Source organism: Brachybacterium sp. AOP43-C2-M15 (assembly GCF_052446295.1).
In the GTDB taxonomy this organism is placed as follows: domain Bacteria; phylum Actinomycetota; class Actinomycetes; order Actinomycetales; family Dermabacteraceae; genus Brachybacterium.
This window is the reverse complement of record NZ_JBQSWB010000028.1, coordinates 19,534-30,935: the sequence shown is the minus strand read 5'-3', so window position 1 is coordinate 30,935 and position 11,402 is coordinate 19,534. Positions and strand designations below refer to the sequence as shown.

General features: G+C 75.5%; 9 protein-coding genes. 3 read left to right on the top strand and 6 right to left on the bottom strand.

Going from position 1 to position 11,402, the window contains the following annotated elements; translation table 11 throughout:
• Window positions 1-167: 167 nt before the first annotated feature.
• Complete coding sequence (locus ACT3SP_RS18155; protein ID WP_444588693.1) at window positions 168-1,913, bottom strand: ABC-F family ATP-binding cassette domain-containing protein; 1,746 nt, start codon at window positions 1,911-1,913, stop codon at window positions 168-170.
• A 147-nt stretch (window positions 1,914-2,060) separates the two neighbouring features.
• Window positions 2,061-3,035 carry an N-acetylmuramic acid 6-phosphate etherase gene (locus ACT3SP_RS18150; protein WP_444588692.1) on the bottom strand — a complete coding sequence of 325 codons (975 nt, stop codon included), beginning with the start codon at window positions 3,033-3,035 and terminating at the stop codon, window positions 2,061-2,063.
• A 137-nt stretch (window positions 3,036-3,172) separates the two neighbouring features.
• Here ACT3SP_RS18150 and ACT3SP_RS18145 point away from each other — a divergent pair, with 137 nt between their 5' ends.
• The 3 genes from ACT3SP_RS18145 to ACT3SP_RS18135 all read left to right on the top strand — a co-directional run bounded on the left by ACT3SP_RS18145 (window position 3,173) and on the right by ACT3SP_RS18135 (window position 6,767).
• Complete coding sequence (locus tag ACT3SP_RS18145) at window positions 3,173-4,246, top strand: N-acetylglucosamine kinase (RefSeq protein WP_444588691.1); 1,074 nt, start codon at window positions 3,173-3,175, stop codon at window positions 4,244-4,246.
• Window positions 4,243-5,148, top strand: a complete 906-nt coding sequence (locus tag ACT3SP_RS18140) for a DUF1345 domain-containing protein (RefSeq protein ID WP_444588690.1) — start codon at window positions 4,243-4,245, stop codon at window positions 5,146-5,148. The genes ACT3SP_RS18145 and ACT3SP_RS18140 overlap by 4 nt, the downstream gene beginning before the upstream one ends.
• A gap of 191 nt (window positions 5,149-5,339) precedes the next feature.
• Window positions 5,340-6,767 carry a flavin-containing monooxygenase gene (locus ACT3SP_RS18135; RefSeq protein WP_444588689.1) on the top strand — a complete coding sequence of 476 codons (1,428 nt, stop codon included), beginning with the start codon at window positions 5,340-5,342 and terminating at the stop codon, window positions 6,765-6,767.
• 58 nt (window positions 6,768-6,825) lie between these two features.
• Here ACT3SP_RS18135 and ACT3SP_RS18130 read toward each other — a convergent pair whose 3' ends face one another.
• From ACT3SP_RS18130 to ACT3SP_RS18115, 4 genes are all read right to left on the bottom strand, one after another.
• A complete protein-coding gene (locus ACT3SP_RS18130; RefSeq protein WP_444588688.1) occupies window positions 6,826-8,610 on the bottom strand; it encodes a CopD family protein in 1,785 nt (594 codons plus the stop codon).
• Window positions 8,607-9,017 (bottom strand): fluoride efflux transporter FluC, encoded by a 411-nt coding sequence (locus tag ACT3SP_RS18125; protein WP_444588687.1) that lies wholly within the window; start codon window positions 9,015-9,017, stop codon window positions 8,607-8,609. Before ACT3SP_RS18125 ends, ACT3SP_RS18130 begins: the two co-directional genes overlap by 4 nt.
• Complete coding sequence (locus tag ACT3SP_RS18120) at window positions 9,014-9,670, bottom strand: fluoride efflux transporter FluC (RefSeq protein ID WP_444588686.1); 657 nt, start codon at window positions 9,668-9,670, stop codon at window positions 9,014-9,016. Before ACT3SP_RS18120 ends, ACT3SP_RS18125 begins: the two co-directional genes overlap by 4 nt.
• Before the next feature lie 155 nt (window positions 9,671-9,825).
• A complete protein-coding gene (locus tag ACT3SP_RS18115) occupies window positions 9,826-11,397 on the bottom strand; it encodes a dihydrolipoamide acetyltransferase family protein (protein WP_444588685.1) in 1,572 nt (523 codons plus the stop codon).
• Window positions 11,398-11,402 lie beyond the last annotated feature (5 nt).

Sequence of the window (11,402 nt, the reverse complement as noted above, 5' to 3'; positions counted from 1 at the left end):
TCTCGAACTTCGGGCTCTGCTCGGTCATGGGGGCTCCTCCTGGGACGGGTGTCGGTCCAGCCTGGCCCGGGATCGCCGCCGGGGGCGAGGACCGTGAACGTCTGTGTCCGCCCGCGCGTCCGCCCTGCCCTGCTCGACGGTGCCCGCTCGCCCGCCGCCGGGGCCCCTCACCGGTCGAGCTCGAGCACCTCCCCCTGCCAGCGGCTGCGCAGCCATCGGTCGTGGGAGGCGATCAGCAGGGTGCCGGTCCACTGCTCGAGCGCCGCCTCGAGCCGGGTCGCGGTGACCAGGGCCAGATGGTTGGTGGGCTCGTCCAGGACCAGCAGCTCGGGCGGGTCCAGCAGCACGGCGGCGAGCATCACGCGGCGCAGCTGACCGCGGGAGAGCAGCTCGAGGGGACGGGACAGGTCGCGCGGGTGCACGAGCCCGAACAGCTCCGGCACCTCGTCGTCGGCCCCGCTGATCCCCGCGGCCTCGCGCAGGTGCTGACCGACGGTGCGGCCGGGCGGCGCCTCGTCGTCCTGACCGAGGTGCCCGATGCGCAGGCCGCGGGGACGGTCCACGGTGCCGGCGCTCGGAGTGAGCGTCCCCGTGACCGCCTCGAGCAGCGTGGACTTGCCGCTCCCGTTCGCGCCGGTGACCAGCAGCCGCTCTCCGCGGGAGAGACTGAAGGAGGTGGGGGCGAGGCGGCCGGTGACCTCGAGCGCGCTGACGGCGAGCTGGACCTGCCCGTCCCCGCCTCCCGGCGCCGCGGGCAGGTGCGTGAGCTGCAGCTCCGCGGGAGGCTTGCGGACCTGCTCCTGCTCGAGCTGGGCGAGACGGGCTCGGGCGTCCCGCAGCCGACGAGAGACCACGGCCGCGTTGCGGTCGGCGTAGAACTTCTTCGAGATCCTCGACTCGGTGCGCGGCGCGGCGCCCGGATGGCCCACGGTCGCGGCGTCCTTGACCGCCTGCCGCAGGGACGAGAGCTCCTCCTGCTCGCTGCGGTAGCGGTGCTCCCAGCGGTCCCGTGCCTCGAAGCGGGCCAGCAGGTAGTCGCTGAACCCGCCGGTGTACACGGTGAGCCCGCCGGGCTCTGTCGCGAGCGGGGACTCGGCGGGGTCGAGGTCGAGCTGGGCCACGGTCGCATCGTCGAGGAAGGCGCGGTCGTGGCTCGCGATCAGCACCGGGCCGGGGTGGGCGGCGATCGCGCCCACGAGGAAGGCGGCACCGGCGTCGTCGAGATGGTTGGTGGGCTCGTCGAGCAGCCAGCTGGTGGGGCGCGCGACCAGGAGGTGCGCGAGGGCCAGCCGCTCGCGCTGACCGCCGCTGATCCGCCCGATCGCCGTGGCGGGGTCGACCTCGGCGAGGCTCAGCCCGGCCAGGACCTCCTCGGCGCGGCGGTCCGCGTCCCACACGTCGGCGAGCGTGGCCTCGGCGAGCAGCTCGTCGTAGCGCTGCACGGCATGCGGCGGCGGCTCTCCCCCGGCGTCGGCGAGGGCCTCGCCGGCGGCGAGCAGCTCGCGCTCGAGGCGGCGGGAGCGCTCGAGCGCGTCGGCGATCACCTCGGCGAGCGTGACCGACGGGCCGAAGGGGAGCTCCTGGTGGAGCACGCCGAGAGGGCCGGGGACCGCGAGCGTGCCGGTGTCGGGGACCAGCTGCCCGGCGAGGACCCGCAGCAGCGTGGACTTGCCGCTGCCGTTCTCGCCGAGCAGTCCGGTGGGGCGCCCGGCAGGCACCACCAGGCTCACGTCGGTGAGCACGCGTCGATCGGGGTAGGAGAAGGAGATCCCGTCGGCCCGCAGGTGCAGGCCGGCCCCTCCGGGAGCGGCGGCCCCGAGCTGCGCATCGGCGGGGGCGGCGGCGACACCTGCCGGGGTGTCGACGGGCGAGGTGTCGACGGGCGAGGTGGGGTGCAGGGGGTGCGCGGACATGGATCAGCTCCTCGGCGCGGAGGGTCGGTGGACGGCGGGGCTGATCACAGGCGCATGGCACCACGGTAGGGGGCGACGCGGGCCGGGGTCCAGGAGTTTTCGGCGGCCGTCGGGCGCGATGGCCGTCGGGCGGGGTGGGAGCCGGCCTCAGTCCAGCTGGCCGAGCGCGGCGACGGCCGAGCGGATCCCGGCCGGGTCGCCGATGCGCCGCGGATCGCGCGGGAAGTCCTCGAGCGCGGCCCGGGCGGCCTCGACCTCGGCGCCGGAGAGCAGCGCCACCAGCGCCACCCGCACGCTGCCGCCCGCGGCGTCCAGCACCTCCACGGCGCGCTCCGGATCCTGCCCGGTGGCCTGCACGAGCATGCGCACGGTGCGTGCGACGAGCTTCGCGTTCGTCGGCCGCACCTCGATCATGAGGTTCCCGAAGGTGGTGCCCAGGCGCACCATCGTCGCGGTGGACAGCGCGTTCAGGGTGAGCTTCTGCGCGGTGCCCGCCTTCATGCGCGTGGAGCCGGTGACGACCTCCGGGCCGACGTCCAGCAGGACCGGGTGATCGGCCAGCGGCGCGAGCTGCGCCTGCGGGTTCGCGGAGATCAGGGCGGTGGGCATGCCCGCGGCGCGCGCGGCCTCCAGGGCCCCGCCCACGAACGGGGTGCGTCCGCTCGCCGCCAGGCCGATGACCACGTCCCCGGGGCGGCAGCGGCTGCGCACCAGCTCCGCCCCGGCCTCGGTGGAGTCCTCGGCACCCTCCACCGCGGTGAGGAAGGCGCCCTGGCCGCCGGCGATGTGGGCGGCGACCATCGACTCGTCGGCGTTGAAGGTGGGAGCGAGCTCCACCGCGTCCAGCACGCCCAGGCGGCCGGAGGTGCCGGCGCCGAGGTAGTGGACGGTGCCGCCGCCGGCGATCGCCTCGACGCACACCTCGACCAGGGCGGCGATCTCCCCCGCCCGGGCCTGGACGGCGGCGGCGACCGTCGCGTCCTGCCCGAGGATCACGTCGACCATGCCGCGGGCGTCGAGCGCATCGAGCTCCGCACTGGCGGGGTTGCGCTCCTCGGTCGGGGAGGCGAGGTCGACGAGGGAGACGTCGAGGGCCGTCCCGTCCGGCTGGGGGTGGGTCACGGGGGATCTCCTGAGCTCGGGGGCGGGGTCGCGCGGCGTGCCGGGCGCCGTCGGTGGCCGTCCGGGAGCGCGCGCGGTGCAGGGGCCAGGGTAGCGAGGTCCGTCTACGATGTCGGGAGACGACGAGGGGGATCCACATGAGCGAGTCCGATCCCGGGACGCACGGGCGCGACCGCGGCGGGCCCGGTGCCGGGGCCGAGCCCGGCTCGGCGAGCGCTGCCGGCCAGGTCCCGTCCTCCTCGTCGAACCACCTGGTCATCGCCGGGGACATCGGCGGGACCAGTGCACGCCTCGCCCTCGCCCCGCTCGGCGGGCCGGTGGTCGCGGAGGCGGAGGGGCCCGGGGCGAACCTGCGCTCCTCGGGCCCGGCCGCGTTCGACGTCCTCGTCGAGACCGTGCGCGAGGTCCTCCAGCGGGGCCGGCAGGTGCTGGGCGGCGACGGCGAGGTGGCCGCGATGGCGCTGGGCATCTCCGGCGCCGGCCCGGCCCGTGCCGCCCAGGTGCGCGAGGCCGTCGGCGAGCGCCTGGCGCGGCTGGACATCCCTCCCGAGCGGATCCTCGTCACCGACGACCTGCACACCGCCTTCCTCGCCGGCGGGGCGGGGGACGACGGCCTGCTGGTGCTGGCCGGGACCGGTGCGGTCGCGGTGCGCTTCCACGACCGCGAGCCGGTGGCCCGGCGGGACGGCATGGGCTGGCTGCTGGGGGACATCGGCTCCGCGGTCTGGCTGGGGCGGCGCACTCTGGAGGCGGTCGCGGCGGACATCGACGGACGCGGCCCGCACACCCGTCTCACCGAGGAGATCGGCAGGATTCTCGACCTCGACCTGCGCGAGGGGGAGCATCCGCCCTCGGCCACCGGCGATCCGCGCCAGGACCTGATCCGGGCGCTGGACGAGCACCTGCCCGCCGGGGCGCCCGCGGCGCTGGGCCTCTTCGCGAGGGTGCCCGGGAGCATCGTCGAGGACCCGGTGGCCCGGGAGATCATCGACACCGCGATCGGGCACGTGCTGGACACCGTGCGCGCCCTGGACCCCGACGCCTCGCTGCCGGTGGTGCTGGCCGGGTCCGTCCTCACCGGCCCCGGGCCGATCCACGACGGGGTCGAGCAGGGGCTGCGCAGCGCGGGCCGCTCCTTCCGCACCGCCCCCACGGGTCTGCCCGGGGCGCTGCTCCTGGCCCGGGAGCGGGCCGGAGATCTCCTGCCGTGAACGACACCGCCCCCGGCCCCGACCCCGCACCGCGGCAGATCCGCCGCAGCCGCCCGCGACGGCCCCGTGCCGTCCGGCGTTCCCGTGCCGACCGTCGGCCCCGTGCCGACCGTCGGTCCCAGGTCGTCCGTCGGCTCCGCCAGCTCGCTGCGCACCGTCGAGCCCGCGCCGTCGGTCGACGTCCGCGCCGCCGCCGGTCGCTGCGCCGCCGTCTGCTCTCCGAGAACCTGCGCCTGACCCTCGCGGCGCTGCTCTCGATCGTGCTGGGCCTCGGGGCCGTCCTGCCGATGGGGATCGCGGACCCGGACCGCGACGCGCTCACGATCCCACTGTTCCTCATCCTCCTGATCGTGATGATCTCGGTGTACACCCTGGCCATCGCCGGTCTGACCCTGTGGTCGCTGTCCGGACAGCCGCGGCGGCGCATGGTCGCCGCCGCCCGGTTGCCGCGCGCCCGCCGCGCCGTGCGCTTCTACCGCTGGTACATGGGGCGCAGCAGCGCTTTCAGCGAAGTGGTGCAGATGCTGATGATGGCGGTGATCGCGGTGCTGCTGCTCATCTCCCCGCCGCCCGAGGTGCCGATCACGGCGCTGCTGGTGCTGACCGTCGCCGCGGTGATCACCGCCTGGATCGGGTCGGTGGTGACCTTCGCGGTCGAGTACGCCGCCGAGGACTCCCGCGGCACCGCCTTCTCGCTGCCCGGCACCGACGGACCCGACCGTGCGATCGGCGACTACGTCTACGGAGCGGTGCTGATCCAGGCGTCCTCCGGCGCCGGCGAGCTCACGCCGCTGACCGCCGCCGGCCGCCGCCTGGTGCGCCATCAGGTGATCCTCGCCCACGTCACCAGCACGATCATCATCACCCTGGGGGTCTCCGCGGTGATCACCGCGGTGGCCTGAGGGCGCGCGCCGAGGGGCGAGGTCCACGGTCGGCGGGTCCCGTGCGCGGTCCGGCCGCCGCTGACGACGAAGCGGCGTCCCGGACCGGGCGCGACGATTAGGATGGCGAGCGTCCGCCCGCCGTTGCGCCGGGCGCCCGGGAACATGGCCGGGCCCTGCGCGCCGCCCGATCCGGAAGAAGGCCTCCCTCGATGCCCGATCCCCACGACCAGATCCCCACCCGCGAGAAGGTGCTGATCATCGGCGCCGGCCCCGCCGGTCTCGCCGCCGCCGCGGCGCTGAAGGCGCTGTCGGTCCCCTTCGATCTGGTCGACCGCGCCAAGCACGTCGGCGGGATCTGGGACCTCGAGCGCGAGGACACGCCGGTGTGGCGCACGATGGAGATGATCTCCTCGCGCGAGCACACCCAGTACGAGGACATGCTGCAGCCGGTCTCCTTCCCGGAGTACCTCTCCCCCGCCCAGATGTCGAAGTACCTGCGGGCCTATGCCGCGCGGCACGAGCTCACCGAGCACTTCCGCCCCCGCACCGCGGTGCGCTCCGCGCGCCCCTTCGCCGAGGGCGTGTGGGAGGTGGAGCTGTCCACCGGCGAGGTCGGGATCTACCGCGCGGTCGTCTCCGCCCATGGCATCGCCGAGCGCCCGCACCGCCCGGACTGGGCGGAGGACGTCCCCTCCTCGGTGCAGGTCATCCATGCCAAGGACTGGACCGGGGCCGACGGCCTCGAGGGCAAGCGGGTGCTGGTGGTCGGCTCCGGGCAGTCCGCCGCCGACATCTCCGTCGACGCCGCCCGCCGCGCTCTCGAGGTGCGCTGGTCGATGCGCACCGGGCACTGGGTGGTGCCGCGCCGCATCGCCGGGACGCCGGGGGACGTCGCCGCCTCCAAGGAGCCCTCGGTGCTCGGCGGGCTGAACGGGCGGATCGCCGAGACCGTCATCCGCCGCACCGTCGGCGATCCCGCCGCCGCGGGCCTCCCGGCCCCGGCCGCGCCCCTGCTCGAGGACGCGGTCATCGTCTCCGACGACGTGCTGGACCGGGTGCGCGAAGGCCGGATCACCCCGGCCGGCGAGGTCACGGGCGTGGACGCCGACGGCGGCGTCACCCACCTGGCCGTCGGCGCGCACGCCGGGCACCTGGGCTTCTCCCCGGACCTCATCGTGCTCGCCACCGGCTACGAGTCCGGCGCCCCGCACCTGCCGGCCGATCTGGTCCCGCGCACCGAGTCCGGCGCCCCGGACCTGTTCCTCGGCGCCTTCGCCCGCGGCCGCGACGACCTGGTGCTCCTGGGCCAGCAGCGGGTCGTCGGCGGCGCGCTGCCGATCCTCGTCGAGCAGGCGGACATCGCCGCCTACATGCTGGCCGCCGCCCGGGAGGGCTCCTCCCCCGCGCTCGAGCAGTTCCGCCGCCTGCGGGCGGGCTCCGAGAGCGCCGTGCCGGTGGCGTCCTCGCCGCGCGGCTCCGGCCTGCGCGGACGGGTCGAGGGCCTGTTCGGCGCCCAGAAGGTCACGGCGCGCCGCGCCCCGGAACCGGCCGGCGAGGCGGGGGAGGACCTGATCCCGCGGGTCGACCGCGACACCCTGCTGGCCCGTCTGCGCGCGATGCGGGCCCTGTTCGCCTGATCCGGCGCCCGCGCCGCGCGGGCACGTCTGCGGCACGAGCCGTCCCGCGGCGCGGGGGTCAGTCCTCGCGCGGGCGGCGCGGCCCGCCCGGGACCGCGGCGAGCACCACCGCGCCGACCACCGTCACGGCGAGCACCGCGACCCCGGCCCGGTGCTGATCGGCCAGGGCGTCGGCCCACCAGGTGCGGCCGGTGGCGCCGAACCAGCTCGCGGCCAGCAGCGCATCGGTGAACAGCAGGGCGAGACCCGCGACCAGCCCCACCGTGAGCGGGAGGGCGAGCACCACGAGGCGCCGCCAGGCAGGGACGGCCGGCACGACCCGCACCGCGTGCGCGCTCACCATGCCCCCGAACAGCGCCGTCATCTGCAGCGCGAGATGGGCGGCGTGCCCGTCGAGAGCGACCCGGAGGAACGGGCTCACGTACGCCGCGACCAGCAGCGCCGGACCGACCACCGCGAGCAGCGCCGCGAGCCACCAGCGCCCGCGCACCACCGCGCGCAGGCGCTCGGGGACCGTGCCGATGCTGCCCAGCAGCACCCCGACCGCCACCATCAGCAGCACGTGCTGCAGCACGTGGGCGGAGATCAGCACCTTGCCGTACACGTTCAGCGGCCCGCTGGTCAGCAGCACCAGCGCCGCCGCGCCGAGCACGAGGCGGACGCTCTCGGCCCGAGGCCGGCGGGAAGCCCGCGGACGCCACCACAGCAGCACCAGCACGCACGCGAGCGCCATCCCGAACGGATCCGGGCGCCAAGCGGTGAGCACGGCGGTCAGCTCGGGCGCCGCGGGCAGCGGGTAGCCGGTGAGCACGCCCGCGGTGCCCGCCGGCGGGGTGCCCGCCTCGGCCGGGGGCGGGGACGAGCTCATGGCGGCGGCGAGCGCGACCGCGAGTCCCATCAGCGCGAGCTCGAGCAGCGCCAGGCGACGGTAGGTGGCGCGGGCGTGCTCCCCTGCCGTCCCGGCCCCGAAGCCGTCCGCGATCTGGCGTCGCTGCAGCGCACCGAGGCCGCCGAGCACCAGCAGCAGCACGGCCTTGGCGACGCCCAGCTGCACGTATGCGCTGGTGAGGATCTCACCGGGCCCATTCATGCGCACCGCGAGCGCCCACACCCCGCTCAGTGCGAGCGCGACCCAGCAGATCAGCGCGAGATGGGAGTAGCCGCGCACCACGGCCTCGTCGTCCCGGCCCCGCGCGGGCAGGATCTGCAGCACGGCCAGGCCGCCCAGCCAGATCCCCACCGCGAGCAGGTGCACGAGCATGGTCGAGGTGCCCACCTCGTGGGTCTCGTCGCCGGCGGCGTGCCCGGTCATGGCCGCGGCGAAGGCGACGAGACCGGCGAGCACCGCGACGGCGCGGGCGATCCCCGCCGAGGTGCCGAGCACCGCGACCGTGGTCGTGGCCGCGGCGATCACCAGGCCGGTCAGCAGCCAGATCCCGAGGTCGGTGGCGAGGAAGACGCTGAGGTCGGAGCCGAAGCGCGCGGAGCCCACGGGCTGCCCGGTCGCCACCGCGTAGGAGAAGGCGAGGGAGGCGCCGCGGGCCAGGGTGGCCACGCCCGCCGCGGCCGCGACCACGGTGAGGACACGGGCCCGGTCCCTCGGGTCCCGCAGCAGCCATCCCGCGATCGCCGCCCCGCCGAGGGTGAGGGCGCCGGCGAGATCCGCGATCGTCGCGGCGACCGGTGCGCCGACGCGGGCGGCGGGCCCTGCGTCGAGGAGCACCAGGTTGTCTCCCCCGGCGGCGTCGGCCGCGAGGACGGACACCAGCGTGAGCACGACGAGGCCCCCGAGCAGCAGCAGGAGCACCGCCGGGCGCGGCCGGGCGAGGGCGGGAGAGGTCATGAGACGAGGACCAGTCCCAGCCACAGCGCGGCCATCCCGGAGCCGGTGCTGAGCATCAGATAGGCCAGGGCCACGGAGAAGGTGCCGCGGCGCACGAGCTCGACGATGTCCAGCGCCGCGGTGGACAGCGTCGACAGACCGCCGCAGAAGCCGACGGCCAGCGTCAGGTAGACCAGCTCGCCAGATCCGGTGGCCGAGCCGAGACGGGCGACCACGGTGCCCAGCACGAAGCAGGCGAGGATGTTGACGACGAAGGTGGTCCAGGGCCGGATCTGCTCCGCCCGGACCGAGTCGCGGGAGGCGGCGACGCGGGTGCTGAGCTCGCGCACCCCCCAGCGCACCACGGAGCCGAGCCCTCCGCCGATCCCCACCAGGAGCACGGCCAGCAGGAACTGTCCCGCGCTCATGACACGTCCTCCGGCGACGAGGCGGGCCGCGGAGTCCCTGGCGACTGCGCGGACCCTGGCGACTGCGCGGAGCCGGCGGACCGGGCGGGCGCGGCCGGGCGCGGCGAGGCCGCGGAGGGGCGGGCGGCGAGGCGGCGGCCGACGAGCATGCCCAGCAGGAGGGAGCCCAGGCAGACCATCACCGTGAGCACCGCATAGACCATGGCGAGGATCGGGAAGTCCGCGCCGATCATCGCGGAGCCCTCGAGCACCACGGTGGAGAAGGTCGTGAATCCTCCGCACAGGCCGGTGCCCAGCAGCGGCGGCATCCAGGCCCGCCCCGGACGCACCTCGAGCACACCGGTGAGGGCGCCGAGCACGAGGCAGCCGCTCATGTTGACCCAGAAGGTCGCCCAGGGGACCTCGACCAGGGTGGGGGTGGTGACCGCCGGCGAGAGGACGGTGAGACCGAAGCGCAGGATCGAGCCGAGCGCGCCGCCGGCGGCGACCATCAGCGCGATCTTCCACGGCGCCAGGGGCACCTGGGCCGGGCCCGAGCCGAAGGTCTCGGAGTCGGCGACCGTCTCGAAGCGCAGCGCCTCCATCTCCACGGTCTGCATCCGCGGATCGGCGCTGCGCGGGGGGCGGGGCGCGGGGGGCGGGCTCGAGGTCACCGCCACAGCGTACCGACGGGCGCGGCGCCGAGGGTCCTCAGGAGCATCGGCAGGAGCAACCCCACAGGCCCGGCCCCGCGGATCGGGGTGCGGGCTCGGCCCCGCGCGAAAGGGCCCGGCCCCACGCGAAGGGGGTCAGCTACGCGCGAAAGGGCTCAGCCCCAGACGAGGCCCAGGGCGGGGTCCTCGAGCACGGCCGAGACGTCGCGCAGCAGCTCCGCGCCCAGCGCCCCGTCGATCAGACGGTGATCGAAGCTCAGCGAGAGGGTCGCGACCTGGCGCGGCTCGATCCGCCCGTCGACCACCCAGGGCTTCTCCTTGATCGCACCGACGCCGAGGATCGCGGATTCCCCCGGGTTCAGGATCGGGGTGCCGGAGTCGATGTCGAACACGCCGTAGTTGGTGACGGTGATGGTGCCGTCGCGGGTGTCGCGCAGCGAGGTGCGGCCGGCCCGTGCGGTGCGGGCCAGCTCGCCGATGCCCTCGGCGAGCTCGCGCAGCGTCATCAGGTGCGCGTCCTTGAGGTTCGGCACGATCAGCCCCCGCGGGGTGGCGGCGGCGATGCCGAGGTTCACGTAGTGCTTGTAGACGATCTCCTGCGCGTCCTCGTCCCACGAGGCGTTGACCTCGGGGTTGCGACGGATCGCGACCAGAAGCGCCTTCGCGATCACCGCGAGGGGGCTGATCTTCACGTCGGCCCATTCCCGCGAGGCGCGCAGCTGGGAGACGATCTGCACGGCGTGGGTCATGTCGATCTCGTTGAACACGGTCACGTGCGGGGCGGTGAAGGCGGAGGCCACCATCGCCTCGGCGGTGCGCTTGCGCACCGAGCGGATCGCCACCCGGGTGGTGCGCTCGTCGCTCGTGACCCCGGAGAACGGCTGGTCGCGCGTGGACTTCATGGCGACGCCGAGACCGTCGGGAGCCTGCGGGGACTCCTCGGGGAAGTAGTCGCCGTCGTGATCGCCGCCGATCGCACGCTGCTGCGCGGCCAGCACGTCCTGTCGGGTGACGGTGCCCTCGGGGCCGGTGGCGAGCACATCGTGGAGAGCGACGCCGAGATCCCGGGCGAGCTTGCGCACGGGCGGCTTGGCCAGGATGCGCCCGATGGGGACCTGCGGGTCGTCCTCGGGCTGGGCCGGAGCGGTGCGGCGCCGACGGCGGCGCTGCGCGCCGGAGCGGGCGCCGTAGCCGACGAGGTTCTTGGGCTCCTCCTCGGCCCCGTCCGCAGCAGGCTCCGAGGTGGCCTCCGCGACGGAGGCGTCGGCGGACTCGTCGGCGGATGCCGCGGCGGCGTGCTCGGCCGATCCGGTGACCTGGCCGCCGAGCTCCTCGGCCGACGGGTCGACGCCGGAGGACGCGCCCGCGCCGGCCGCGGGGACCGCTTCGAGCCCGGTGCCGTCCGTATCCGTGCCGTCCGGATCCGTGACGTCCGGGGCCGGGCCCCCGGCGGTGTCGACCTGGATCAGGGAGGTGCCCACGGCGACCTCGTCCCCCACCGCGACCAGGATCGCGACGACGGTCCCGGCGACGTGGCTGGGGAGCTCGACGGCGCTCTTGGCGGTCTCGACCTCGACCACGGGGTCGTTGATCTCGAGGCGGTCGCCGACGGCGACCTTGATGTCGAGGATCTCGGCCTCGGTGAGGCCCTCCCCGGGATCGGTGAGGTCGATCGTGACGATCGAGCGGGATCCAGTGGTACCAGCGGAACCGGCGGCGGCGTTCATGGTCG

Coding starts and splice junctions, on each gene's coding strand:
- ACT3SP_RS18135 (WP_444588689.1), top strand. CDS start 5,340: ATGCCCGATCCCCACGACCAGATCCCCACCCGCGAGAAGGTGCTGATC.
- ACT3SP_RS18125 (WP_444588687.1), bottom strand. CDS start 9,017: ATGAGCGCGGGACAGTTCCTGCTGGCCGTGCTCCTGGTGGGGATCGGC.
- ACT3SP_RS18115 (WP_444588685.1), bottom strand. CDS start 11,397: ATGAACGCCGCCGCCGGTTCCGCTGGTACCACTGGATCCCGCTCGATC.
- ACT3SP_RS18155 (WP_444588693.1), bottom strand. CDS start 1,913: ATGTCCGCGCACCCCCTGCACCCCACCTCGCCCGTCGACACCTCGCCC.
- ACT3SP_RS18130 (WP_444588688.1), bottom strand. CDS start 8,610: ATGACCTCTCCCGCCCTCGCCCGGCCGCGCCCGGCGGTGCTCCTGCTG.
- ACT3SP_RS18145 (WP_444588691.1), top strand. CDS start 3,173: ATGAGCGAGTCCGATCCCGGGACGCACGGGCGCGACCGCGGCGGGCCC.